We start from the raw sequence: 23,498 nt of genomic DNA on the forward strand, positions 1-23,498 counted from the left end.
GAATTCGGTTTGATGCACCTGCTGCAAAAAAATCTCTGCGCGATCGCCATGTCGCTGGCCGTCATGTCCAGCGGCCATGCCGCACCGCTCGTCGAGCCCACGCTGCACATCAGGCCGGACGCAGGCAGAGCCGGCCGGGTTGCGCTCACGCTCGATGCCTGCGGTGGGCAGACCGACAACCGGATCCTTTCGGCACTGGTCGAAAACAAGATCCCGGCCACTATTTTCGTGACCGGCATCTGGCTGAAGCGAAACGCCGCCGCCATCAAGATCATGCGGGCGCATCCCGACCTGTTCGAGCTGGAAAATCATGGCGGCCATCATATCCCGGCGGTCGACACGCCGCAGAAGATCTACGGCATACGCAGCGCCGGCAGCCCTGACGCCGTTCTGGCCGAGGTCGAGTCGGGTGCCGCGGCTCTTGCCAAGACCGGTGAGCCGGCGCCGAAATGGTTTCGTGGTGCCACCGCCGAATATAGCCCGTCGGCCATCGCCATGATCCGCAAGCTCGGCTTCAAGATCGCCGGATTCTCGATAAATGGCGACGGTGGCTCTTTGCTCGGCGCCAAGGAAACCGCGCGCCGCATCGCAGCGGCCAAGGACGGTGACGTCATTATCTCGCACATCAACCAGCCGACCCATGCGGCCGGTGAAGGCGTGGTGCAGGGGCTTCTGGCGCTCAAGGAAAAAGGGCTGACCTTCGTGCGGCTCGACGATGCCGACGGCATTGGCAACAACGGCACCACGGACTGAGAGTGCGTTGATATTCAGCCGGCCTGCAAACGGCTGATACCTGCGCTTCCGGTGCTCACGTAAATTGGCAAGCTCAGCCCGGTTTGGCTTCGATGCTGACCTTGCTGGCGTAGAACGCGCCGTGGTTGCGGATTTCAGCCATTTCGTCGAAAGGCTGCTCGTAAGCCCACATTGCATTCTGGCCGGCCTCGCCGGCAGGCAGCACGCTCCAATAGCTGGCATCGCCCTTGTAGGGACAATGGGTCGAGTGTTCCGTGCTGCCGAGCTTGCCGAAATCGATATCGGCGAACGGAATGTAGAAGACCGCGGGATAGGGGGCCTCGGTCAGCAGCCTGGCTTTCGTGGAGGAGGCGACAACTATGTCTCCGGCGCGCACGGTGACGGTGCCGATGTAAGGCTCGATGGCAATGACCTTGTCCGGATTGCGTTGAAAGCCGGGTGCCGGGTTGGCGATCTGATCCATGCGGGGGTCTCCTTGCCTCGGCCTTAAGGTGTGTCGCGCAAGCGCATTGCGCAAGGGCCGGCTGTCAGCAGTGACACGCAAGTCGCTTGCCCGGGCCTGAGGCCGGCTGATAACGCCTTGAAGGCTCGTCCGCTTTGATGATCAGGCCGCGGCCTTGAACGCGTCCATGAGCCCGGCATAGGCGGCTGCGATGCCGGCCACCGGGTTGCTGCTTCTCGATACGGTCTCGACCTTCAAGGGGCCACCACCGGTTGGCAAGGTGAGCAGCAGGAACTGGCGATTGCCGCCGTCGCCGATGGATGCGGCCGCGACGTGCTGGCCTGAGCCTTCGTTCTGGACGCACATCTTGAACAGCAGCGTGCCGCCGACCGCTTCGAGCGCGCCGCCGACAACTTGAACAAATTCGTCTTCGGAAACAGTCTTCGTATCCGGCCCCAGATCGGCCAGACTTTCGGCGAGCGTATTTTCAAGCGCCTTGTCGTCGAGCTGCGCGTCCATGCGAACCTCTTTCAGTCGCCAATCGCCCCTTGCCCGTTAACGAAGCTTAACGCCGACGATGGCCGGATTGTGGCGGCGGTTTTCTCGGTCCTGCGGATCAATGCAGCGCTTGCCTGTGCTGGTGGCTGGACAATCCGCCGGTTCGCTCCACAATGGCACGAAAAGCATAGCGCAGGCGTAGGGGAGGAACCAATGCTGGGACTGATGCAGGAATGGCCGCTGCTTTGCCATAAACTCATCGACAATGCCGAGCGGCAGCATGGCGTGCGCGAGATCGTGTCGCGCTCCATCGAGGGGCCGATCGTGCGCACCAGCTATGCCGACATCCATCGCCGCGCCCTGAAGGTCGCCCAGCGGCTGGAACGTGACGGCTATCGTCTGGGCGACCGTATCGCCACGCTTGCTTGGAACACGGCGCGCCACATCGAGGCCTGGTACGGCATCATGGGCATCGGCGCCATCTACCATACGCTCAATCCGCGCCTGTTTCCCGAGCAGATCGTCTGGATCATGAACAATGCCGAGGACAAGGCTGTCTTCGTCGACCTGACCTTCATGCCGCTGCTCGAGAAAATCGCCGGCGCCGTCAAATCGTTGAAACAGGTCATCGTGCTGACCGACAGGGCGCACATGCCGCAGACGACACTGCCGAACGTGGTTGCCTATGAGGAATGGCTTGATGAGGCGGATGGTGACTTCGCCTGGAAGACCTTCGACGAAGGCACGGCCGCCGGCATGTGCTACACGTCGGGGACCACCGGTGATCCGAAGGGCGTCGTCTACAGCCACCGGTCGAACGTGCTGCATGCCATGATCGCCGCCATGCCCGACGCCATGGGCCTGTCGTCGCGCGATACCATCTTGCCGGTCGTGCCGATGTTCCACGCCAACGCCTGGGGTCTTGGCCAGAGCGGGCCGATGATCGGCGCCAAGCTGGTCATGCCCGGCTGCAAGATGGACGGCGCCTCGATCTATGAATTGCTCGACACCGAGAAGGTGACCTTCAGCGCCGCCGTGCCGACCGTATGGATGATGCTGCTGCAGCATCTGGAGGACACCGGCAAGAAGCTTCCCTATTTGAACAAGGTGGTCATCGGCGGGTCGTCCTGCCCGCGTGCGATCATGACCAGGTTTCAGGAGAACTACGATGTCCAGGTCATCCATGCCTGGGGCATGACCGAAATGTCGCCGCTCGGCACGCTGTGCACCTTGAAGCCGGACTATGCCGGTCTCCAGGGTGAAGCCCGGCTTGATGTGCAGCAGAAACAGGGCTACCCGCCCTTCGGCGTCGAAATGAAGGTGACGGACGACGACGACAACGCACAGCCCTGGGACGGCAAGACATTTGGCCGCTTGAAAGTGCGCGGACCGGCCGTTGCCCGCGCCTACTATGGCGGTGTTGGCGCGGAGCAGTTCGACGGGGACGGCTGGTTCGATACCGGCGACGTCGCTCACATCGACGCCGGCGGCTACATGCAGATCACCGATCGCGCCAAGGACGTCATCAAGTCCGGCGGCGAATGGATTTCAACCATCGACCTCGAGAATCTGGCTGTCGGTCACCCCGATGTCGCCGAGGCAGCAGCCATTGGCGTCCATCATTCGAAATGGGGCGAGCGGCCGTTGCTGGTCGTTGTTCGCAAGCCGGGCAAAGAGCCGACCAAGGCGGACATTCTCGACTTCATGGATGGCAAGGTCGCCAAATGGTGGATGCCGGACGATGTCGCCTTCGTCGGCGAAATACCGCACACCGCCACCGGCAAGATCCAGAAGATCACCTTGCGTCAGCAATTCAGGGACTATCGCTTGCCGACGGATTGACGTGAATGTTGCGTGTTTCGGCTTCAAGCCGCCACCAAAAGGTTCTAAGTCTCCGTTCGGGTTGGGGCAGCGCAGAAAACAATGGTTAGCATTCCCGAACGGCAAACGTCGAGGGCGGCCGGCTGGTCGCGGCGCACCGGGGCCTTTTCAGCGGTGCTGCTGCTGACCGCTTTCGTCGGCCATCGCTTCGACCTCGTCGAGACGCCTGTTTTCCTGTGGGTGCTTGGCATTGTCGCGCTGCTGGCGGCCCTGGCGCTGTTGTTTGCCGGGTTTGCCTTTTCGCGGCTGTGGAACTTCGGCGACCTTGGCGGTCGCGACCTGACAGTCGGCGCCTTGCTGGCGCTGCTGGTGCTCGTACCCTATGGCGTTGCCGCCTACTGGGCGACGATCTATCCGCCGCTCAGGGATATCTCGACGGATTTCGACGAGCCGCCCGCGCTCGACGTGAGCGACCGGACGAAGGACATGAATGTGCTCTCGCCGTCGACGCCAGGCGAACAGCGGTTGCAGACCGAGAGCTATCCGCTGGTCAGCGGACGCAGCTACGACCTGCCGTTCGACACAGTCGTGGATGCCGTCGAAACCGTGCTCGACCGGCGCGATTGGGATCTTACCGAACCCTATCCGGACCTCAGGGGACAAAGCGAGGTGACGATTGCCGCGGTGGCCAAGGGTTTCGTCCTCGGTCTTCCCGCCGACGTCGCGATCCGCGTGACCGATGACGGGGACACGATCATCGTCGACATGCGGTCGGCCTCTCGCTACGGCCGCTACGACCTCGGCGACAATGCCGCGCGTATCGTCGATTTCCTCGCCGAACTCGACCAGGAAGTCGCCGGTCAGGTTGGCGCGGCCCCGGCCGAATGAACCCAAGGCATCCTGCGGCCAATCGCTGACGCCGTGGAATTGGTAGTTAAGTTTGCGGCGGACTATTCGGCCGAGTCGAATCTGCCTTCCAGCAGGACCGTCGCCACCGGTCCAAGCGGATCGGCGATACGGCTCTCCAGGAGCTCGATGAGTTTGTGCCCGACATCCGCCATATCCACGGATTGAACGTCGATCTTCGCCGGCAGGAAGCGCGCCAGCCGCGTGTTGTCACGGGCGACGATGTGGACGTCTCGGCCCGGCACCAGACCTCGCCTGCCGAGAGCGTGCAACGCTCCCAAGAGACCCAGTTCGTTGGCACATGCCAAGCCGGTCGGCGGATCTGACGATGCCAGCAATCGATCAAACCAGTCTGCGCTGGATTCCATCGTGAACGTGCCGTGGCCGATCAGCGATTGGTCGACTGAAATGCCGGCTTCGGCCATAGCCTTTTCATAGCCTGAGAGGCGCATGGCGCTCGCCTGATCCTTCGGCACGAGGAGTTGCAGGGCAACGCGTCGGCATCCTTTGTCCAGAAGCCGCCGGGCGGCATTGTAGGCGATCTGCTCATTGTCGATGTCGACATAGGGATAGGCGATATCCAGATCGGTTCTTCCAAACGCGACGAACGGTATGCGTCGATCGAGCAGCAGCTTGACGCGGGGATCGCCCGAGACCATGCGCGTGATGATCAGGCCGTCTGCACTGCGCGCCTGGAGCAGTTGCTGTACACTTGCGACGGGATCGTCGTCGGGCGTCGTGGAATAGATCGACAGACTATAGCCCGCTTGCCGCGCCGCCAGCGTCATGCCTTCGATCAGAGGAAGCTTTGCCAGATCGGACAGGTGTTCGCTTGTCTCCATCGGGAGCACTGCCGTCAGCGTCAGGGTTCGTCCGGTTCTGAGCGCGCGACCGTGATGATCCGGTACATAGCCTACCCTCAGCGCCACCTCCTTGACACGCGCGATGGTCAAGGGATGCACTTCCGGTCCATCTTTCAGTGCGCGCGACACGGTGGTCACCGAAAGGGAAAGTTCCGCCGCGATCTGTTTTAGATTGGCCATGTCGCCCGACTTTGTTGCGAAACCGCCGGCTGATTTGCTTGGCTTCGTAACGTTACCGGATTCGACCCAACGGTCAAATCCGGGCTCGCAGCAAACCAAACCCGCTCGAATACTACTTGACTTTTAACTCTCTCGCGTCAATCGTAACGTTACGATTGCAAAAAAATCGACATAAACGACATCACTCGATCCTGGGAGGAGAACACATGTCCTGGCTACCACGCATTTTTTTGACGGCAATCGCAGTCTCGGCTGCCTTGCCCGTCTATGCCCAATCAGTCACCATCACGACCGCGGGTGGTGATTACGGCAACGCCATGAAGGAGGCCATGTGGGCTCCCGCTGCAAAAGAGCTCGGCTTTGATGTCCGCGAGGAGACGCAAAGCGACGGCCTGGCCGCCGTGAAGATGCAGGTCACCTCGGGTGCGGTTACGACCGACATCATCCACCTGGGCTCACCGGAAGGCGCGCAGGCGGCCGCACAGTCGCTGCTGGAGCCGCTCGACTACAAGATCATCGATCCCAACTCCGTGCCGGCCGGCGCAAAGTCCGACTACTGCTATCCGTTCGATTCCTATGGCACCGTCATGTCGTGGAGCACCAAGACCTATGGCGAGAATCCGCCGAAGACCTGGGCCGAGTTCTGGGACGTTGCCAAATTTCCGGGCCGTCGCGCGCTGCGCGCCAATGCGCAGGACTTGATCGAGATCGCGCTTCTCTCCGATGGCGTGGCGCCGGCCGACGTCTATTCCGTGCTCAGCACGCCGGAAGGTCTGGAGCGCGCCATCAAGCGGCTCGAAGCGATCAAACCAAATGTCGCCGTGTGGTGGACCTCGGGAGCGCAGTCCGCGCAGTTGCTGAAAGACCGCGAGGCGGATCTGGTCGTTACCTGGAACGGACGAGCGCAGACCGTGAAAGCCGATGGCGGCGCGGTTGACTACACGTTCAAGGGTTCCGTCATCGGCACGGACTGCCTTGCGGTGCCGAAGGGGGCGCCGAACAAGGAAGCAGCCATGAAGCTCATCGCGGCGATGACACAGCCCGCGCGCGTGGCGAAGCTGACCGACTTCATTGCATACGGCCCGGTCAACCCCGCCGGCTATGAGGGTGGCCTTATCCCGAAAGACCGTCTCAAGACCCTGGCGACCGCGCCTGAAAATGCCGGCACTTCGGTGTTCTCGAATGCCGACTGGTGGGTCAAGAATGGCGAGGCCGCCCAAAAGGCCTTCGATGAAATGATGAACCGCTGAGTCTCGAATTCATCAACTCCAAGGCTGCAGCACATGATGAAGTCGCTCCCGATCACCATCGACAGCGTGGGCAAGGCCTATGGGTCCTACGTCGCGCTGGACGATGTCTCGCTCGACATTCAGGCTGGCGAATTCCTCACCCTGCTGGGGCCATCTGGATCTGGCAAGACCACGCTGCTCATGGCTCTGGCCGGTTTTGTCCGGCCCGATTCCGGTAAACTCCTGTTGGGGGATCGGGACATTACCCGCCTGGCCCCCAACAAGCGCGACATCGGCATAGTATTCCAGAACTACGCCCTGTTCCCCCACATGACCGTCCTGGCAAATGTCGAGTACCCGTTGATGTTGCGCAAGACGCCGAAAGCGGAGGCCCGTCAGCGGGCGCTTGACACCTTGGCCCGCGTGAAGCTGGACGGTCTGGCGGAGCGCAACATTGCTGCATTGTCCGGCGGCCAGCGCCAGCGGGTAGCGTTGGCACGGGCGATCGTCTTCGAGCCACGCGTGATGCTGATGGACGAGCCGTTGTCGGCGCTCGACAAGAATCTGCGCGAAACCATGCAGTACGAGATCCGGCGTCTGCACGATGATCTGGGGATCACCACGATCTATGTGACGCATGACCAGCGCGAGGCGCTGATCATGTCAGACCGGGTTGCGGTGATGAATTCCGGCCGCATTCAGCAGATCGACACGCCACAGCGGATCTACGATCGTCCATCGACCCGCTTCGTCGCGGAGTTCATGGGCGAGGCCAACATTGTGGCCCCAGGCGCGGTGCGCAGAATAGACGGCGCCGATCCGTCAGGCGAAGCTCTGATGATCCGCGCGGAAAACTTCCATCTTGATGCGAAGCTCGTCGGGCGAGACGGGGTGGCGCTTGAGGGAACGCTGCGCGCCAAGGCGTTTCGCGGCGAGAACTGGCTTTTGACGCTGACGCTTGACGGCGGGCAAGAGATCCTTGTCTGCATTCCGGCGGCGCTGGCCAGTGGCTGCGCCGAACTTGCCACCGGTCAGCGGGTGACCGCCTATGCACCGGCAGCGAAAGTTCACGCGATACCGGGAGCGAGAGCGTGACCGTCCTCGCCGATCCCGCGCTTGCGGCAGACGCTCGACGCGAGCGGCGGTTCTTCCTCTCGCTTTCACTGCCTGCGCTTGTCATCGTTGGACTGGCGGCGATCCTGCCCATCGTCTGGATCATCCGGCAATCCTTCCTGACCACAGGGGGTGAATACACCGTCGGCAATTACGAGAAGGTGCTGTCGAGCGGACTGACATGGTCGGCGCTCGTCACGACGCTTGAGCTATCCTTGGGCACGCTGGCGATCTGCATTCTTCTCGGCACCCCCCTGGCGCTCGCCTTGGCCAGCGCCAGACCAAGGGTGGCCAATTTGCTGATGGCCTTCGTCATGCTGCCGTTGTGGACCTCCATTCTGGTGCGCACCTATGGCTGGCTCGTGCTCTTGCGGCGCGATGGGCTGATCAACGCGGCTTTGACAGGTTCAGGCCTGACAGCCGAGCCATTGCCGCTGGTCTACAACTTCACCGGAACGCTCATCGGCATGGTTCACTACATGCTGCCGCTCTTTCTGCTGCCCGTTTATGCCGCGATGCGCGATATCGACGCAAACCTCGTCCGTGCGTCGGCGAGCATGGGCGCCACGCTCGGGCAAACGATCCGCACCGTCATTCTGCCGCTTTCGGCCGGCGGCATCTTCTCGGGTTCGATCATCGTCTTCATCTACACCATAGGTTTCTTCATCACGCCGGCGGTGCTGGGCGGCGGCAAGGTAAATCCTCTCTCCATCCGGATCGAGCGCACGCTGTCGACCTTTCAGGATTGGGGATCGGCGAGCGTCCTGGGTATTCTGCTCCTCGTTCTCATGGCGTTGGTGGGTGTGATGTTCCTGGCTGCAAGGCAGCTGATTGCCGGGCGCAACGTCGGTACATCCCATGCTTGAAGCCTATCCAGACAACAGGCTGGCCCGCATCCTTCTGTGGAGCTTTTGCGCGCTCGTAATGGCGTTCCTGATCCTGCCGACGCTGGTCGTCGTCCCGCTCTCCTTTTCGTCGTCGAACCTCCTCGAGTTCCCACCGCGCGCGTACTCGTTGCGCTGGTACGAGACTTTCTTCGGCTCGGCAACATGGATGGCTGGGCTCAGAACGAGCCTGATCCTCGGGACATTGACGGCGATGATCGCTGTGCCCCTGGGGCTGCTGGCCTGCATCTCGATGAACAGGCTCGGCGGAAAGGCCGCCTTAGCCATTCAGGGCATTCTGCTCACCCCGTCCATTGTGCCGGGCATCCTGCTTGCGATCGGTCTCTTCTTTGTTCTGGCGGCGCAACGTCTGGTCGGAACGCTGTTCGGTGTACTGGTCGGACATGTGGTGCTGGCCATCCCGGTCGCGTGCATTGTGTTGTTGCCCGCTCTGGCCCGCTTTGACTGGAACCAGGTTCAGGCGGCCAGAAGCCTCGGCGCAAACTGGGCGAGAGCCATTGGCGGGATAATTGTCCCGCAACTTCAGATCAGTCTGTTGTCGGCCACTCTGATGGCCTTCCTGACGTCGCTCGACGAGTCTGTCATTTCGATCTTTGTCGCTAGCGGTCAAAACAGCACGCTGCCGAAGCTCATGTTCCTGTCGCTGCGCGATCAGATCGATCCGACCATCGCGGCGATCTCAACATTGTGGACCGTCATCGTCTTGGTCGCCGTCCTGATCGTGACCCTTCGCCAAAAATCCTGACCGAGACTGGAAACATGCCCACAAATCATCGCGCAGCCGGTGCTCCGGCGGACCAATCAACCGACATTCCCCAGGTCGGGTTGGCGATCATCACCGGCTCGGCAAACTGGGGGCTTGCCTTCCCGGAAGATGTCGAATTCGAGGGCGTGCGCACCTTGCGGCGCGACATGAGTTTTGAAACGCCTTTCGGTCGTTCCGACAACTGGAAGCTGCTTGAGTTCGATGCGTCGATTACAGCCGAAGGCAAAGCGAAACGTGCCTTGTGCATGTATTCGCACGGCAATCCGCGCGACCATATCGACCATTCCTGCCATCGCCGCGCGTTCTGGGTCTTGATGCAGGCGGGTGTAAGGCAAGTCCTCTCCTGCTCGACCATTGGCGCCGTTAACAAGGCGATCAAGCCCGGCGACATGGTGGTGAACGCCGATATCATCGAACTGACGCAGACCCCGTTTTCACTCCTTCCCGGCCGTCAGAGCTTCGACTGCTCCGGCAAGCAGATCGTATGTCCAAGATGTGCGGCAGTTCTGGCCGAAACGGCCCGCCGTCATTGGCCAGCCGAATTCCGCGTTCATGGCATCGAACAGCAGTTGGTCGCGGCCCACTGTTACGGGCCGCGCCTGACCACTCCGGCCGAAGCCTTGGCGTTTCGAGGCATGGGAGCGGATGTGCTCAATCATTCGATCGCCCCTGAGGCGACCTTGTCGCGAGAGATCGGCGCGTGTTTCGTGCCCTGTGCGTTCGTGACGGCAGGTTTCAACGACTACATGGACCGTAATCGGCAGCAGCTTCTGCAGGAGGACGTGTTGCCGAACCTCTCAATGACAGCCTCGCGGGTAGCGCTGGAGACCGCGGCACGGCTTCCTGCCAATCCTGAATGCTCTTGCCAGGGCTTGAAGTCGCCTCAACCAGCAGGGCGTTCCAGCCGTTTCTAATGTATGAGGGTGTAGATTGAACTCGTGCCGAAATCTTAGCCAGCCGGCCTGAAAATGCCGTCGATGGCCGGTGCGGCGTCTGTCACGACCAGACCGCGCGCCACCAGGTCCTCGAGATGGGCAAGCACCGACAAGCCGGCAGCGCCATGCAGCCGCGGGTCGGTATCGCGATAGATCGCCTTGACCATGTCTGTGATCGTCCGGTCGCCGGCTCGGACCCGCTCCAGGATGGCGCGCTCACGCATCCTGCGATGCGTCTTCAACCCCCGCATGAAACCGCGTGGTGCCGTCACCGGTCCGCCATGTCCGGGCAGCAGCAAGCGGTCTCCACGTTCGATCAGCCGGTCCAGCGAAGCCATATAGTCGGCCATCGCCCCATCCGGCGGCGCGACGATGGACGTCGCCCACGCCATGACATGATCGGCCGAAAACAGGATCCCGGTTCCTTCCAGCGCGAATGCCGCGTGATTGGCCGAGTGGCCCGGAGTCAGGACCGTCCTGATCGACCAGCCGTCGCCGTCGATCACCTTGTCGTCGGGCAATGCGACATCGGGAACGAAAGCCGTGTCGGCACTGGCGTCAAGCGCATTGGTCTCGCCGATATGCAGGGGTCTTGCGGGGCGGTGCGGTCCCTCTGCCAGTACGGCGGCGCCGGTGCGCTCTTTCAGCCGGGCCGCCAGCGGGGAATGATCGCGATGCGTGTGGCTGACGAAGATATGGCTGACCGGCCGGCCTGCGATCACGTCGAGCAGCACCTGCAGATGCGCCTCGTCATCCGGCCCCGGATCGATCACCGCCAGCGTGTCGCGGCCAATGATGTAGCTGTTGGTGCCGTGAAAGGTGAAGGGGCTTGGATTGCGGGCCGTGATGCGCTGGATATCCGGCGCGACGCTCACCCCCTGGCCATAGACGGGGTCGAAGCCGGTGTCGAATTTGAGAGCCATGGCAGGTGCATCGGTGCTTTGTTCGAGGAGACGGCAAAACCGATTGCCGCATAACACGCAAGCCAATATAGGAGAACGCGAGGCCGCGAACATAAGATGCGGCGATCGGATTGGGGAAATATCATGGCAATTGCAACGACGATGGGTCCGCTTGTGTCTCTGGCTTTGCCGCAGAAGGGCGCGGCGCGGCTGGCAACGCAGCTTTTCCTGGCGATCGCCGGAACGCTGCTGCTGACCCTGTCGGCCAAGACCAAGGTGATGCTCGGGCCGGTCGACATTTCGATGCAGACGCTGGCCGTATTGCTGATCGCCGCCGCCTTCGGCATGCGTCTCGGCGTCGCCACCTTGCTGCTCTACATGGCGGAGGGCGCGATGGGCTTTCCGGTCTTCCAGAGCACCCCGGAAAAGGGCATCGGCATTGCTTACATGCTCGGCTCGACCGGCGGCTATCTCTGCGGTTTCGTGGTCATGGCGGCGATTGTCGGCTGGGCCGCCGATCGCGGCTGGGACCGCCATCCGATCAAGCTTTTCAACGCGATGCTGGTTGCCGAAGTCGTCATGATGGCCATGGGCTTTGCCTGGCTGGCGCTGCTGATCGGCCCCGAAAAGTCGTGGCAGTTCGGCGTCGTGCCGTTCATCGTCGGCGATCTGATCAAGGTTGCCCTGGCGGCAAGCCTGGTGCCGGCCGTGTGGTCGCTGCTGAAGCGCGGCTGAACCCCGGGAGCGATCGAGGACCGGACGGGCGCTTCGGATGAAGGTTCTGGTCACCGGCGCGGCCGGCTTCATCGGCTATCACGTAGCGAAGCGCCTGCTGGAGCGCGGCGACGAGGTTGTCGGCATCGATAACGTCAACAGCTACTACGATCCGCAGATCAAGGAAGCGAGGCTGCGGCTGTTGGAGGAGGCGAGCCGCAAGACCAATGCGGGCTATCATTTCATCCGCGGCAATCTCGCCGACAAAAGCGTGGTCGATGGCTGTTTTGCCAACCACGCCTTCGACCGGGTGATCCATCTCGCCGCCCAGGCCGGGGTTCGCTACAGCCTGGAAAACCCGCATGCCTATGTCGAAAGCAACATCATCGCCTACACCAACATGCTGGAAGCCTGCCGCAGCAGCGCCGTTGCGCACCTGACCTATGCCAGCACCTCGAGTGTCTACGGCGCCAACACCGACATGCCGTTTTCCGAGCACCGGCCGGCCGATCATCCGCTGCAGTTCTACGCCGCGACCAAGCGCGCCAACGAGCTGATGGCGCATAGCTATAGCCATTTGTTCGGGCTGCCGACGACCGGGCTTCGCTTCTTTACCGTGTATGGTCCCTGGGGGCGCCCGGATATGGCGCTTTTCCTGTTCACCAGAAGCATTCTCGCCGGCGAGCCGATCAAGCTGTTCAACAACGGCAACCACACGCGCGACTTCACCTATGTCGATGATATCGCCGAAGGCGTCGTGCGGGCCAGCGACATCCCAGCTGCCCGCAATGCCGCCTGGGACTCCAGCCGTCCGGATCCGGCCACGAGTAGCGCCCCCTGGCGCATCTTCAACATCGGCAACAACAAACCGGTGAAGCTGACCGCCTATGTCGAGGCGCTGGAAAACGCACTTGGCAGGAAAGCCATCATCGAACTGCTGCCGCTGCAGGCCGGCGATGTGCCCGATACCTTTGCCGACACATCGGCGCTGGAACAGGCGGTCGGCTACCGCCCGGTGACGACGGTGACCGAAGGGGTAGGGCGGTTTGTGGACTGGTACCAGGCGTATTTTGGACAGACCTAGCTGAGGTCGCATCTTGGCGCCAAATAGTCCGGCCGTTTGTCAGGCGCCGAGATTGACAAGCCATTGCATGGAACCTAAGCACGAGCGGCCTATGTCAGGGCTGGGGGTTTCGGCATGTCAAGGAGAGCCGCTTGAAAGGAATTATCCTTGCTGGAGGCAGTGGAACGCGTCTTTATCCGCTAACATTGGCAGTCTCCAAGCAAATCCTTCCGATATACGACAAGCCGATGATCTATTATCCGCTGAGCGTTTTGATGCTCGCGGGTATCCGCGAAATTCTGATTATTTCAACGCCGCGGGATCTGCCGGTTTTCCGCGAGTTGCTTGGCGACGGATCGAACTTCGGGCTTGATCTGTCCTATGCCGAGCAACCGCAGCCCAACGGACTTGCGGAAGCCTTCATCATCGGCCGTGATTTCATCGGCAAGGACAGCGTGTCGATGATCCTGGGCGACAACATCTATTTCGGCGAAGGCCTGTCGCAGCTCTGCCGTGCGGCGGCGGCGCGCGAAACGGGGGCTTCGGTGTTCGCCTATCATGTCGAGGATCCCCAGCGTTATGGTGTCGTTTCCTTCGACAAGGTCACCGGAACCGCCCTGACGATCGAGGAAAAGCCAGCCCAGCCGAAATCCAACTGGGCTGTCACCGGTCTCTATTTCTATGACAACGATGTCGTTGACATCGCCCCCGCGATCCGCCCGTCGGCGCGTGGCGAACTCGAGATCACGGCGGTCAATAACGTCTATCTCGATCGTGGCCAGTTGCATGTGCACCGGTTGGGGCGCGGTTACGCCTGGCTCGACACCGGCACCCATGACAGCTTGCACGAAGCGTCCTCCTTCGTGCGCACGATCGAACATCGCCAGGGCATCAAGGTTGCCTGCCCGGAGGAAATCGCCTTCGAACAGGGCTGGCTGACGGCGGACGACGTCATCCGGCGCGCCACCCTCCTGGGAAAAAACGAGTATGCCGCCTACCTGCGCCGGCGTGTCGTCGAGCGGTTGGAGGAGTAAATGCTGGAGGTCAGGTCCCTTGGCATCGAAGGCGTGCTGGAAATCATTCCGAAACGACATGGCGACGCCCGCGGTTTCTTTGTCGAAACCTATCAGGCCGAGCGCTTTTCGCAGGCCGGCATAGACTTGCGTTTCGTACAGGACAACCAGTCCTACTCCGCCGCGGGAGGGGTGCTGCGCGGGCTGCACTACCAGCTTGCGCCGCGAGCTCAGGACAAGCTGCTGCGTGTCCTCCGGGGTGCACTGCTGGACGTCGCGGTCGACATTCGCCGTAGTTCGCCAACCTTCGGAAAATGGGTTGCGCTCGAAATTACCGCTGAAAAGGGCAACCAGATTCTGGTGCCAAAGGGCTTTGCGCACGGCTTCGTGACGCTCGTGCCCGACACCGAAGTCCTGTACAAGGTGACTGATACATATTCGCCCGAACACGACCGTTCGATCCGTTTCGACGATCCTGCCATCGGCATCGACTGGCCGACATTGGCTGGCGGGTTCCAGCTTTCGGACAAGGACCTCAAGGCGCCGGTTCTGGCCGCCGCTGAGGTGTTTGCTTGAGGGGTTGTATGAGGACAGCAGCATGAATTTTCTAGTGACAGGCGGTGCCGGCTTCATTGGTTCGGCGGTGTGCCGGCATCTGTGCGCCAACCCGGCCTATCGCGTGACCAATCTCGACAAACTCACCTATGCGGGCAACCTGGCCTCGCTGAGGCCGATCGAGAATGCGCACAACTACCGCTTTGCTCATGCCGATATATGCGACGAGAGGGCGGTGCTCGACATTCTCCGCCGAGACGATATCGACATCGTCATGAACCTCGCCGCCGAGAGCCATGTCGATCGCTCGATCGACGGACCAGGCACGTTTATCGAAACCAATATTGTCGGCACCTACCGGATCCTCAATTCCGCCCTGGAATACTGGCGCGGCCTGCCCGAAGAGAGGAAGAGCCGCTTCCGCTTCCACCACGTCTCGACCGATGAGGTGTTCGGCGATCTTCCTTTCGATGGCGGTATGTTCGTCGAGGAGACGCCTTATGCGCCGTCTTCGCCGTATTCCGCCTCGAAGGCGGCGTCGGACCACCTGGTGCGGGCCTGGCACGAAACCTATGGTCTGCCGGTCGTGCTTTCCAATTGCTCGAACAATTACGGGCCCTATCACTTTCCCGAAAAGCTCATCCCGCTGGTCATCCTCAACGCGCTCGACGAAAAGCCGCTGCCGGTCTATGGCGCCGGCGCCAATGTGCGTGACTGGCTGTTCGTCGAGGACCATGCGCGCGCGCTGGAACTGGTTGCCACCAAAGGCACGCCAGGCGAGAGCTACAATGTCGGCGGCAATTCGGAGCGGACAAACCTGAGCGTCGTCGAGACGATTTGCGATCTGCTTGACATCAGGCGTCCCCGTGCCGGCGGCAAGAGCTATCGCGACCTGATCTCTTTCGTCACCGACCGTCCCGGCCATGATCGCCGCTATGCCATCGATGCATCGAAAATAGGCCGGGATCTCGGCTGGGCGCCCAACGAGAACTTCGACAGCGGTCTGGCGAGAACCGTTGACTGGTTCCTGGACAACAAATGGTGGTGGGGGCCGATCCGCGAACAGCACTATGCTGGTGAAAGATTGGGCGAAGCGCGCAAGGGGGTCGCGTGAGGCTCGTTGTCACCGGACGTGAAGGCCAGGTTGTGGCAAGCCTTCTGGAGGCCGGCCAGGGGCGCGCCGGCGTGGAAGTCGTCGCCATTGGCCGTCCGGAGCTCGACCTGGCAAAACCCGACACCGTCATCGACGCCATTGCGGCGGCGAAGCCCGATATCGTCGTGTCGGCTGCCGCTTACACGGCCGTGGATCAGGCCGAGGATGAGCCCGATCTGGCATTTGCGGTGAACGCTGTCGGCGCCGGCAAGGTGGCCGAAGCCGCGGCGCGGCTTGGCATTCCCGTCATCCATCTTTCAACCGACTATGTCTTCGACGGCAGCGCTTCCGGTGCCTATGTCGAAACCGACGCAACCGCCCCGCAAAGCGTCTATGGCGCCTCCAAGCTTGCCGGCGAACAGGCGGTGGCAGCCGCCAATCCGCGCCATCTGATCCTGCGCACGGCATGGGTCTACAGCCCGTTCGGCAAGAATTTCGTCAAGACCATGCTGCGGCTTGCCGCCGACCGGGATGAAATCGCCGTGGTCGCCGATCAGTGGGGAAACCCCACCTCCGCGCTTGATATCGCTGACGCAGTCCTGCATGCGGCGGCGATGCTGCATGGCGACAAGCGCTTCGCTGCGTTCGGCGTCTATCATCTGGCCGGCACAGGCGAGGCCAACTGGAGCGGCTTTGCCCGCCATATCCTGGACACAAGCCGAGTGTCTGGTGGCCCTTGGGCGCGGGTACGGGACATTGCTACGATGGACTATCCGACCAAGGCACGACGCCCCGCCAATTCCCGGCTATCGAGCGCGAAATTTGCCTCTGTCTTCGGATGGAATGCGCCAGACTGGCGGCTATCGACGGAAACAGTGGCGCGTCGTGTCCTGGTCTGAGAGACGGGATGGGCATTGAAGCATGAAGAAGTTCCCATCGCCGGAAAATGCAGAGGCCGGCCCACTGGCGGTCGACCCTAAGGCGGTCGGCGAGATGCCACCGAGCGTCCGGGCCAAGGCGAATGCCGCACCGCTTGGAGCGCGCGCCCCTTCACTTCGCGACCTGTACGATGCCCATAGCGGCAAGGTGTCGGACAAGTGGTCTTCCTATCTGGACGCATATGACCGGATTCTTTTGAACTATCGCAACAGGCCGGTTCGGCTGCTGGAAATTGGCGTTCAAAATGGCGGTTCGCTCGAAATCTGGCCGCGATATTTCCCGAATTCGGAGCTCATTCTTGGCTGCGATATCGATATGGCCTGCAGCGGTCTGGTCTTCGACGATCAGAAGATCGCTGTGGTTATCGGCGATGCCAACACTGATGAGATAGAAAGAAAAATTGTTGCAAAATCCGCGACATTCGACATAATAATTGATGACGGATCGCATACATCATCAGACATAGTGCGCTCTTTCGCCCGCTATTTTCCTCATCTTTCTGATGGAGGGGTTTACATAGCGGAAGATTTACATTGCAGCTACTGGCAGGAATTCGAGGGCGGTCTCTATGATCCTCTTTCGTCGATTTCGTTCTTCAAGCGCCTGCTCGATGTGGTCAACCATGAGCATTGGGGACTGTCTCGCTTTCGAGCGGATGCTTTAGCCACTTTCTCCGATAGGTATAAAATCGTATTCGGGGAAGCTTCGCTGGCATCCATTCATTCCGTGGAGTTTTTGAACTCGCTCTGTATTGTGACCAAGCGACCAAGCCAGGAAAATGCTCTCGGGGTTCGCAATGTGCAAGGCCGGGTTGCGATCGCCGACAAGGGAATGATCCCTCTTGGCGGCACGACAAACAAAGCGCTCGATCAAACCGGAAATCCATGGTCCTTGACGTCGACGACCATGGAAGAGGAAATTGAGACCAACAGGGCGTTGGTGACGAGCCGCGCGGCGCGCATAGAGGAACTCTCCCACGAGATAGCCGAAACACGCGAGCAGGTCCGGAGCGGCAACGACGAGATCGCTCAAATGAGGGCACATCTCGCCGAGAGAGTTCAAGAGATCCAGGTCTTGCAGGCAGACATATCGGTTGCGCGTACGACGGCAAGCGCGCTGCAGGCCGAGCGCGACACCGAGATCGCACGAGTCCAAGCGGTGACGGCTGCGCTCGAGGAGTTCAAGCACTCGACGAGTTGGCGGATAACTGGACCCCTGCGAGCGCTATCCGGGAATGTCAGGTGGTTGCTGAAGATGGTCGCCACGGTTTTTCGTTGAGACCAAAATCGAAGTGGAGATAGGCAGTGCTGGCCTCTCCATCATCAATCCGTTTCTTCAGAATCGGCGCAACGTCAAATCGCCGGATGTTTTTCATTCGCGCGACGACTGATCGTTCCAGCTTGTGGCGTTTGGGATGCACCCCGGACCGATCAAGCACTCCGCCTGCCAAGCCCTCGAATTTCCGGGTGCGCAGTCTGAAGGTGTGTGCGAGCCCCCTGGGGGAGTCGTGACCGAAACCATGCATTCATGGCCTCCCAGGGTGAATTCGCTGTGAAGGCCATCAATTCAGCGCCGCCCTGAGCCCTCCCGCACCGTTGTTGACAGCTGCAAAAACAGGTTATTTTGCCAAAGCAGGTAGCGCGCGGGAGTAAAGTTCTCTAGGTCCATAGCGAAGACGGCAGCTGATCGATCTCGAGAAAAGAGGGTGGATTGTCAAAGCTTATTATTCAAATCCCATGCTTGAATGAGGAGGGGACACTCGCTGTCACGCTTGCTGATCTCCCGCGTCAGGTCGCGGGCTTCGATACAGTGGAATGGCTCGTAATCGACGATGGCTCCACCGACCGCACGGTCGAGGTTGCCCGGGAAAACGGCGTGGATCACGTGGTCTCACTGCCCCACAACCAGGGGCTTGCCAAAGCCTTCATGACCGGTATTGAAACCGCGCTAAAACTAGGCGCCGATGTAATTGTCAACACCGACGCGGACAACCAGTACGATGCCTCCTGCATTCCCGATCTCGTCCGGCCCATATTGGAAAAAAAAGCTCAGATCGTCATCGGCGCAAGGCCGATCAGTGAGATAGAGCATTTTTCGCCCATCAAGAAATTTCTGCAGAAGCTTGGAAGCTTCGTTGTTAAGATTGCCAGCGGCACGACGGTTCCCGACGCGCCGAGCGGTTTCCGGGCCATTCACCGCGACGCGGCGATACAGCTCAATGTCTTCAACCGCTATACTTATACGCTGGAAACGATCATCCAGGCGGGACGCCGGAACATTCCCATTACCTCGATACCGATCCGCGTGAACGGCGATCTCCGGCCCTCGCGGCTGGTCAAGAGCATACCAAGCTATGTGCGGCGCTCCCTGATAACGGTTGTGAGGATTTTTGTCGTCTATAGCCCGCTGCGCTTCTTCTCGGTATGTGCGGCTGTCGTCGCCACACCGGGGTTGATCGGGATCATCCGGTTCCTTTTCCACTACTGGATGGGCGAAGGTAGTGGCAACATCCAGTCGCTCGTTTTGTCCAGCGCCTTGCTTGCGCTTGCCGGCATCCTCGCCATGAGTGGCGTCATTTCCGAACTGATTGCAGTCAATCGGCAATTGCTTGAGGAAATCAGGATCAGGCAATTGCAGCAAGAGTATGGTGGCAGGGCCCGTATCCGGTCATTTGCATTGGAGCACAAAGAGCCAAAGTTTAAGAAAGACAATATAGGCGGAGCAATATAGATGACTGAAACGCCGCTGGCTTACGACAACGTTCCGGGTAACTTTTACGACAAGTACAATACTCAGAATCCAATCGCTCGATACCTCATGCAGGGCTTTCTAAGCAACTTCGATATGATGACGGCCGAGACAGGCGTTCGCGATGCCTACGAGGTTGGCTGCGGCGAAGGAAATTTGTCTATTCGTCTTCATGATCAGGGGTGGAATGTCCGTGGGAGTGACCTGGAAGCTGTCAGTGTTTCGGAGGCCAATCAGCAGTGCGCCAAGCGCGGTATGGCTCCGATATTTGAAACCCGCTCGCTTTTCGACCTGAGGCCGGAAGGGGATTCCGCCGAATTGGTGATATGCTGTGAAGTCCTCGAGCATGTTCCAAATACAGAGCAAGCGCTATCTGTGCTCAAATCGCTGGCAAAACCATATCTTCTTGTCAGCGTGCCGCGAGAGCCGATCTGGCGAGTGCTTAATATTGCCAGGGGAAAATATATAACAGACCTTGGAAATACGCCAGGCCATATCAATCACTGGTCATCCTCATCTTTTGTCAATTTGCTAAGCAAGTCTCTCAAGATCGTCCAGGTCAGCAAGCCGTTTCCTTGGACCATGGTCCTTTGCCGCTGTGACTGAGACAATGCAGACGGCACCGCCGGCCAAAAGCAGCAAGCTAAAGTCCATAGTTCGCCTTGGGGGTCTGGCCGTCAGTCTTGCAGCGCTTGTCTTCGTGGGGCTGGCGATCCATCGCTCCTTCGGTGATCTGCAACGACACCTCATCTCGCCACTCTTTTTGATCGCCATATTGGGCTGCGCAATCGCTTATGCCGTCATTCTGCAGCTGGTCGGCATCGCCTGGTACCGCTTCCTGGTTCTCGTCGATGGACCGTCGTTTGGATTGGGCCGTGCGCTCGGCATTTTTGGAAGGACGCAGATTTACAAATACCTGCCGAGCAATGTGATGCATATGGTTGGCCGTTTTGCCCTTGCCCGCAGTGCCGGGGCATCGAACAGGGCGCTTGCCGTTGCTCAGATAGGGGAATTGTCCATCACTGTTCTTGCCGCCGGGGCATTGGGCGTATTGCTGGCGTGGCCGATTTTCCAAGGTGCATATGCTCGGTATGGTCCCGACAATCCTGCTTTGACAATGGGATTGATCACCGCCGGTCTTTTGGCGCTTGCGATCGGGATGGGACTTTTATTCCGCTTCAGGATGGCGGACATCGGGGGCAGGGCGCTTGTCGTATCTGCCGAAGCCTTTGTCCTCTATGTACTGTTTTTCATTGGCAATGGGTTGCTGATCGTTGCGCTTTTCAGGACGCTGAACGATGGGGGGCAAATGGCGGAGTTGATCGGCATAGGAGCCGCGGCCTGGCTCATTGGCTTTGTCGTTCCGGGAGCGCCGGGCGGGCTTGGCGTGCGCGAGGCCGTCCTGATCATGGGGCTTACCGCCGCGGGTCTGCCGCCGCCATCGGCTACCGCGGTTGCTCTCGGCAACCGGCTCGTCACCGTTCTTGGAGACTGCCTGATCGCCTTTGTGGCGTTGATATTGCGAAAGCGGAAAAGCGCATGAATGTGCTAATGACGGAAACATCCACGCAAAACAAACCCTTGCTGAGACAGCCCTCATTTTTGCGGCATGCCGTCTCGATGGCGCTTCTTTTCGCTCTCGTGCTGGGGATCGTGGGCGTGAACCCTGTTCGGCAAACGCTGGCACCGATGGATCTGCTGTTGTCCTATCCGGGATGGGACAATGCCGGGATCGACTCTCCGCTTGTCAACCTAGAGCGTTCCGACGCATTGGATCATCGGCTCCCAAACTGGCGGGAGTTCAGGCGAGAGTTGCGGGAAGGTCACATCCCGCTATGGAACCCTCTCCATCAACTGGGGGCCGCTGGCATCCAGGCGTCGATTTACGAAGGCCTTTCAATACCCTTTCTCGTTTACGCCCTCACGCCGAATGAGGCCATGGGATACACGTTCGCGATTCTGGCCAATTATCTCCTGGCTGCTTTCGGCGCGTATTTTCTGATGTTTTTCATGTTCAGAAATCGTGTGGCCGCGATTTTCGGCGCCATGGTGTTTGCATTTTGCGGTTTCAACATCGCCTGGGCGCATTGGCCGCATCTAACAACCAGCGCTCTTATTCCGTGGGTTCTCGCCTCCCAGCTTCGGTACTGGCAAACAGGCCGCTTGAGTTGGGCCCTGGGGTTCACTCTCAGCGTAGCCTTGATGGCCCTGGCCGGCTTCCCATTTGTGGCCCTCCTAGGAGGCATCTCGTCCTTGATGCTGGGGATCGTAGTCCTTGCTGTCGAACTCAGAAGCACCGGCGTCAATCAGACTATGGTCAGGCGGGCAATCGGGCTGGGATGCGCAGGCATTGCAGGCGCGTTCCTTGCCCTTCCCGGCCTTTTGGAAGTTAAAGGCATTCTCGATACAACCGATTTGTCGATCCGAACGGGCGGAACGATATTCACGCCCTACGACATCGTTAACATGTTTGGATTCGATTTTAGCAATCATCTTGGCGTCGAGCGGACGTTTTCGGCGGGGATACCCGCCGCAGTTCTCACCCTTCTTGCTCTATATTTTATTTTCAGGAAACCCAATCTGTTTGCCGTTTTTGGATTGCTCTTGGCCATATTCACTATGGCGACTGCATTCGGCGCGGCGCCGGCCAGCCTAGTGAGGCTAATTCCAACATTTGACTACAATGGTTGGAATAGAGTGACGCTATTGTTCGGGCTGTCGGCAGCCATATTGTCGTCGTACTCCATAGATTGTATATTGCCGACGAAATTTGAACAGACTTACAGGTTACATATTGTAATACTGATATGCCTTCTGCAATCGATCAATCTTGGATATTCCTTCAGGCAATTTAATGCGAGGCCTGATATTGAGACGTTTTTTCCAGATACGCCGTCGATATCCTATGTCTTATCCAAGATACTTCCGGGTCAAAGCGTTGTTGCGGACGAAAGTTTCCTTTTCTCAGGATCTTTGTCAAATTATCGATTGCCGGAATTGTTTGCTCACGGTTTTCGTACCGACGCTCAAAAGCAGATTGCTACTGACATAGTGCCTTCTCATGAGGTGTCATATACGGCCTCCATGTTTCAGTGCTCCGACATTAATTTCTCCAGCCGTGATATTGTCTATGCCGCTGTTCGCTTCATCCTTGGTAAAGAAGGCTGTACTTCGGCGGTTTATGAAACCGTTGGAACTGACCAGCGACCCACTGCCGCCCTCAACAGTGGTGCCCTTCAAGGCGACTTGTTGATTGACAAACCATTTAGCGCCACGAACGCGCAGGTGTTATTCGGAACCTATGATCAGGATTATGCCCCTTCGGCCTTGACATTGGATCTCTACAAAGATGGAAGCCTGGTGGCTCATGCCGAAATACCGCCGGAGGCGGTGCGTAACAACCAGTTTGCCACCTTTGGTTTCAGTCAAGACGTGCCGCTTGTAGCCGGAACGTATCGATACGTCATTTCAATGACCAAACCCGATAGCCAGAAGCCACTCAGCGCCTGGGCCTTCGAAACCGTTGCAGGGGCAACTTATCAGATTGGGTCGAAGGTATTTCCCGGCATGCCAATAATTAAGATTGTCGAGAAAATTGGTCTTCCCCAAAATTTCTCGATCGCGTCGGTCGAGCCGGGCATTAGCGTTATTGAAAATCACTCGGTTTCAGGTTCCGGCTATTATGTGAATGGGTTGAGCGGACAACCGGAAGCAGATTTTGGTCCTGTGCGCCTCGCGACGTATCGACCGGATGACCTGACAGTGGACTATTCGGGTGCAGTCCATGGATGGGTCGTTTTCCCCATTCGCACCAATAAATATTGGCGAGCCACGCTGGATGGGAGACCGGTAGAACTGGATAAATTCTTGGACTTTTTCCCTGCCGTCGAGGTAAACGGACCAGGCAAGATTCGTTTCTATTACGACAGCAGTCATTTGCTGAAAACGCTGGAGCTTTGCCTCGCCGGCTTTGCAGCCTCAGTCATTCTCCTGATCGCGTTGACGGGTAGAACTTCCAGGCCACGAACAGGCACTGGGTAATTGGTCGCCCGGAGATGAC

General features: G+C 59.5%; 23 protein-coding genes. 19 read left to right on the forward strand and 4 right to left on the reverse strand.

Translation table 11 applies throughout. The features are described from left to right. Positions 1–12 precede the first annotated feature (12 nt). Positions 13–753 carry a polysaccharide deacetylase family protein gene (locus ACFSOZ_RS35035; protein WP_379105811.1) on the forward strand — a complete coding sequence of 247 codons (741 nt, stop codon included), beginning with the start codon at positions 13–15 and terminating at the stop codon, positions 751–753. Positions 754–826: 73 nt separating this feature from the next. Here ACFSOZ_RS35035 and ACFSOZ_RS35040 read toward each other — a convergent pair whose 3' ends face one another. Continuing rightward, the gene (locus ACFSOZ_RS35040) at positions 827–1,216 is read right to left on the reverse strand and encodes a DUF427 domain-containing protein (protein WP_379105813.1); all 390 of its coding nucleotides are present in this window, start codon (positions 1,214–1,216) and stop codon (positions 827–829) included. A gap of 141 nt (positions 1,217–1,357) precedes the next feature. Then, positions 1,358–1,714 carry a hypothetical protein gene (locus ACFSOZ_RS35045; RefSeq protein WP_379105815.1) on the reverse strand — a complete coding sequence of 119 codons (357 nt, stop codon included), beginning with the start codon at positions 1,712–1,714 and terminating at the stop codon, positions 1,358–1,360. Between the two features lie 192 nt (positions 1,715–1,906). Between ACFSOZ_RS35045 and ACFSOZ_RS35050 the strand changes: the two genes are divergently transcribed. Both ACFSOZ_RS35050 and ACFSOZ_RS35055 read left to right on the forward strand, forming a co-directional pair. Then, positions 1,907–3,535, forward strand: coding sequence for a fatty-acid--CoA ligase (locus tag ACFSOZ_RS35050; RefSeq protein ID WP_379105817.1), 1,629 nt, complete (start codon positions 1,907–1,909; stop codon positions 3,533–3,535). 81 nt (positions 3,536–3,616) lie between these two features. After that, positions 3,617–4,402, forward strand: coding sequence for a DUF1499 domain-containing protein (locus ACFSOZ_RS35055; RefSeq protein WP_379105819.1), 786 nt, complete (start codon positions 3,617–3,619; stop codon positions 4,400–4,402). A gap of 62 nt (positions 4,403–4,464) precedes the next feature. Here ACFSOZ_RS35055 and ACFSOZ_RS35060 read toward each other — a convergent pair whose 3' ends face one another. Then, positions 4,465–5,463 carry a LacI family DNA-binding transcriptional regulator gene (locus tag ACFSOZ_RS35060; RefSeq protein WP_379105821.1) on the reverse strand — a complete coding sequence of 333 codons (999 nt, stop codon included), beginning with the start codon at positions 5,461–5,463 and terminating at the stop codon, positions 4,465–4,467. Positions 5,464–5,669: 206 nt separating this feature from the next. On the opposite strand from ACFSOZ_RS35060, the gene ACFSOZ_RS35065 reads away from it, so the two are divergent. The 5 genes from ACFSOZ_RS35065 to ACFSOZ_RS35085 are packed head-to-tail and all read left to right on the forward strand — an operon-like array spanning position 5,670 to position 10,390. Beyond that, positions 5,670–6,713, forward strand: coding sequence for an ABC transporter substrate-binding protein (locus ACFSOZ_RS35065; RefSeq protein ID WP_379105823.1), 1,044 nt, complete (start codon positions 5,670–5,672; stop codon positions 6,711–6,713). A 36-nt stretch (positions 6,714–6,749) separates the two neighbouring features. Then, positions 6,750–7,787 (forward strand): ABC transporter ATP-binding protein, encoded by a 1,038-nt coding sequence (locus ACFSOZ_RS35070; protein ID WP_379106623.1) that lies wholly within the window; start codon positions 6,750–6,752, stop codon positions 7,785–7,787. Then, positions 7,784–8,671: an ABC transporter permease gene (locus ACFSOZ_RS35075; protein ID WP_379105825.1), complete on the forward strand. Its 888-nt coding sequence runs from the start codon at positions 7,784–7,786 to the stop codon at positions 8,669–8,671. The genes ACFSOZ_RS35070 and ACFSOZ_RS35075 overlap by 4 nt, the downstream gene beginning before the upstream one ends. Then, positions 8,664–9,455, forward strand: a complete 792-nt coding sequence (locus ACFSOZ_RS35080; RefSeq protein ID WP_379105827.1) for an ABC transporter permease — start codon at positions 8,664–8,666, stop codon at positions 9,453–9,455. The genes ACFSOZ_RS35075 and ACFSOZ_RS35080 overlap by 8 nt, the downstream gene beginning before the upstream one ends. 14 nt (positions 9,456–9,469) lie before the next feature. Further along, positions 9,470–10,390 (forward strand): phosphorylase family protein, encoded by a 921-nt coding sequence (locus ACFSOZ_RS35085; protein ID WP_379106625.1) that lies wholly within the window; start codon positions 9,470–9,472, stop codon positions 10,388–10,390. 35 nt (positions 10,391–10,425) lie between these two features. Here ACFSOZ_RS35085 and ACFSOZ_RS35090 read toward each other — a convergent pair whose 3' ends face one another. Beyond that, entirely contained in the window at positions 10,426–11,334 is a 909-nt protein-coding gene (locus ACFSOZ_RS35090) for an MBL fold metallo-hydrolase (RefSeq protein WP_379105829.1), read from the reverse strand. Between the two features lie 123 nt (positions 11,335–11,457). Between ACFSOZ_RS35090 and ACFSOZ_RS35095 the strand changes: the two genes are divergently transcribed. The 11 genes from ACFSOZ_RS35095 (at position 11,458) to ACFSOZ_RS35145 (ending at position 23,479) form a co-directional block, all read left to right on the forward strand. Continuing rightward, positions 11,458–12,048 (forward strand): biotin transporter BioY, encoded by a 591-nt coding sequence (locus tag ACFSOZ_RS35095; protein ID WP_379105830.1) that lies wholly within the window; start codon positions 11,458–11,460, stop codon positions 12,046–12,048. Between the two features lie 37 nt (positions 12,049–12,085). Continuing rightward, a complete protein-coding gene (locus tag ACFSOZ_RS35100; RefSeq protein ID WP_379105832.1) occupies positions 12,086–13,111 on the forward strand; it encodes an NAD-dependent epimerase in 1,026 nt (341 codons plus the stop codon). 131 nt (positions 13,112–13,242) lie between these two features. Further along, positions 13,243–14,124 (forward strand): glucose-1-phosphate thymidylyltransferase RfbA, encoded by an 882-nt coding sequence (rfbA, locus tag ACFSOZ_RS35105; RefSeq protein WP_379105834.1) that lies wholly within the window; start codon positions 13,243–13,245, stop codon positions 14,122–14,124. Continuing rightward, positions 14,125–14,679, forward strand: coding sequence for a dTDP-4-dehydrorhamnose 3,5-epimerase (gene rfbC, locus ACFSOZ_RS35110; RefSeq protein ID WP_379105836.1), 555 nt, complete (start codon positions 14,125–14,127; stop codon positions 14,677–14,679). It begins immediately after the preceding gene. A gap of 22 nt (positions 14,680–14,701) precedes the next feature. Next, positions 14,702–15,772, forward strand: a complete 1,071-nt coding sequence (rfbB, locus tag ACFSOZ_RS35115) for a dTDP-glucose 4,6-dehydratase (RefSeq protein ID WP_379105838.1) — start codon at positions 14,702–14,704, stop codon at positions 15,770–15,772. Beyond that, positions 15,769–16,650 (forward strand): dTDP-4-dehydrorhamnose reductase, encoded by an 882-nt coding sequence (rfbD, locus tag ACFSOZ_RS35120; protein ID WP_379105840.1) that lies wholly within the window; start codon positions 15,769–15,771, stop codon positions 16,648–16,650. Before rfbB ends, rfbD begins: the two co-directional genes overlap by 4 nt. A 22-nt stretch (positions 16,651–16,672) precedes the next feature. Beyond that, positions 16,673–17,968, forward strand: a complete 1,296-nt coding sequence (locus tag ACFSOZ_RS35125; RefSeq protein ID WP_379105841.1) for a class I SAM-dependent methyltransferase — start codon at positions 16,673–16,675, stop codon at positions 17,966–17,968. A gap of 432 nt (positions 17,969–18,400) precedes the next feature. Continuing rightward, positions 18,401–19,420 carry a glycosyltransferase family 2 protein gene (locus tag ACFSOZ_RS35130; protein WP_379105843.1) on the forward strand — a complete coding sequence of 340 codons (1,020 nt, stop codon included), beginning with the start codon at positions 18,401–18,403 and terminating at the stop codon, positions 19,418–19,420. Further along, the gene (locus ACFSOZ_RS35135; RefSeq protein ID WP_379105845.1) at positions 19,421–20,044 is read left to right on the forward strand and encodes a class I SAM-dependent methyltransferase; all 624 of its coding nucleotides are present in this window, start codon (positions 19,421–19,423) and stop codon (positions 20,042–20,044) included. 4 nt (positions 20,045–20,048) lie between these two features. Then, positions 20,049–20,981: a hypothetical protein gene (locus ACFSOZ_RS35140; protein WP_379105847.1), complete on the forward strand. Its 933-nt coding sequence runs from the start codon at positions 20,049–20,051 to the stop codon at positions 20,979–20,981. Beyond that, complete coding sequence (locus tag ACFSOZ_RS35145) at positions 20,978–23,479, forward strand: hypothetical protein (protein WP_379105848.1); 2,502 nt, start codon at positions 20,978–20,980, stop codon at positions 23,477–23,479. Before ACFSOZ_RS35140 ends, ACFSOZ_RS35145 begins: the two co-directional genes overlap by 4 nt. Positions 23,480–23,498: the final 19 nt, after the last annotated feature.

The organism is Mesorhizobium newzealandense (assembly GCF_042682145.1).
In the GTDB taxonomy this organism is placed as follows: Bacteria; Pseudomonadota; Alphaproteobacteria; order Rhizobiales; family Rhizobiaceae; genus Mesorhizobium; species Mesorhizobium newzealandense.

Excerpts from the sequence above, each read along its gene's own strand:
- ACFSOZ_RS35040 (WP_379105813.1), bottom strand. The coding sequence starts at position 1,216 with ATGGATCAGATCGCCAACCCGGCACCCGGCTTTCAACGCAATCCGGAC.
- ACFSOZ_RS35055 (WP_379105819.1), top strand. The coding sequence starts at position 3,617 with ATGGTTAGCATTCCCGAACGGCAAACGTCGAGGGCGGCCGGCTGGTCG.
- ACFSOZ_RS35070 (WP_379106623.1), top strand. The coding sequence starts at position 6,750 with ATGAAGTCGCTCCCGATCACCATCGACAGCGTGGGCAAGGCCTATGGG.
- ACFSOZ_RS35045 (WP_379105815.1), bottom strand. The coding sequence starts at position 1,714 with ATGGACGCGCAGCTCGACGACAAGGCGCTTGAAAATACGCTCGCCGAA.
- ACFSOZ_RS35135 (WP_379105845.1), top strand. The coding sequence starts at position 19,421 with ATGACTGAAACGCCGCTGGCTTACGACAACGTTCCGGGTAACTTTTAC.
- ACFSOZ_RS35145 (WP_379105848.1), top strand. The coding sequence starts at position 20,978 with ATGAATGTGCTAATGACGGAAACATCCACGCAAAACAAACCCTTGCTG.
- rfbC (WP_379105836.1), top strand. The coding sequence starts at position 14,125 with ATGCTGGAGGTCAGGTCCCTTGGCATCGAAGGCGTGCTGGAAATCATT.
- ACFSOZ_RS35035 (WP_379105811.1), top strand. The coding sequence starts at position 13 with ATGCACCTGCTGCAAAAAAATCTCTGCGCGATCGCCATGTCGCTGGCC.
- ACFSOZ_RS35095 (WP_379105830.1), top strand. The coding sequence starts at position 11,458 with ATGGCAATTGCAACGACGATGGGTCCGCTTGTGTCTCTGGCTTTGCCG.
- rfbB (WP_379105838.1), top strand. The coding sequence starts at position 14,702 with ATGAATTTTCTAGTGACAGGCGGTGCCGGCTTCATTGGTTCGGCGGTG.
- ACFSOZ_RS35125 (WP_379105841.1), top strand. The coding sequence starts at position 16,673 with ATGAAGAAGTTCCCATCGCCGGAAAATGCAGAGGCCGGCCCACTGGCG.
- ACFSOZ_RS35065 (WP_379105823.1), top strand. The coding sequence starts at position 5,670 with ATGTCCTGGCTACCACGCATTTTTTTGACGGCAATCGCAGTCTCGGCT.
- ACFSOZ_RS35050 (WP_379105817.1), top strand. The coding sequence starts at position 1,907 with ATGCTGGGACTGATGCAGGAATGGCCGCTGCTTTGCCATAAACTCATC.
- ACFSOZ_RS35090 (WP_379105829.1), bottom strand. The coding sequence starts at position 11,334 with ATGGCTCTCAAATTCGACACCGGCTTCGACCCCGTCTATGGCCAGGGG.
- ACFSOZ_RS35060 (WP_379105821.1), bottom strand. The coding sequence starts at position 5,463 with ATGGCCAATCTAAAACAGATCGCGGCGGAACTTTCCCTTTCGGTGACC.
- ACFSOZ_RS35140 (WP_379105847.1), top strand. The coding sequence starts at position 20,049 with ATGCAGACGGCACCGCCGGCCAAAAGCAGCAAGCTAAAGTCCATAGTT.
- ACFSOZ_RS35100 (WP_379105832.1), top strand. The coding sequence starts at position 12,086 with ATGAAGGTTCTGGTCACCGGCGCGGCCGGCTTCATCGGCTATCACGTA.
- ACFSOZ_RS35085 (WP_379106625.1), top strand. The coding sequence starts at position 9,470 with ATGCCCACAAATCATCGCGCAGCCGGTGCTCCGGCGGACCAATCAACC.
- ACFSOZ_RS35080 (WP_379105827.1), top strand. The coding sequence starts at position 8,664 with ATGCTTGAAGCCTATCCAGACAACAGGCTGGCCCGCATCCTTCTGTGG.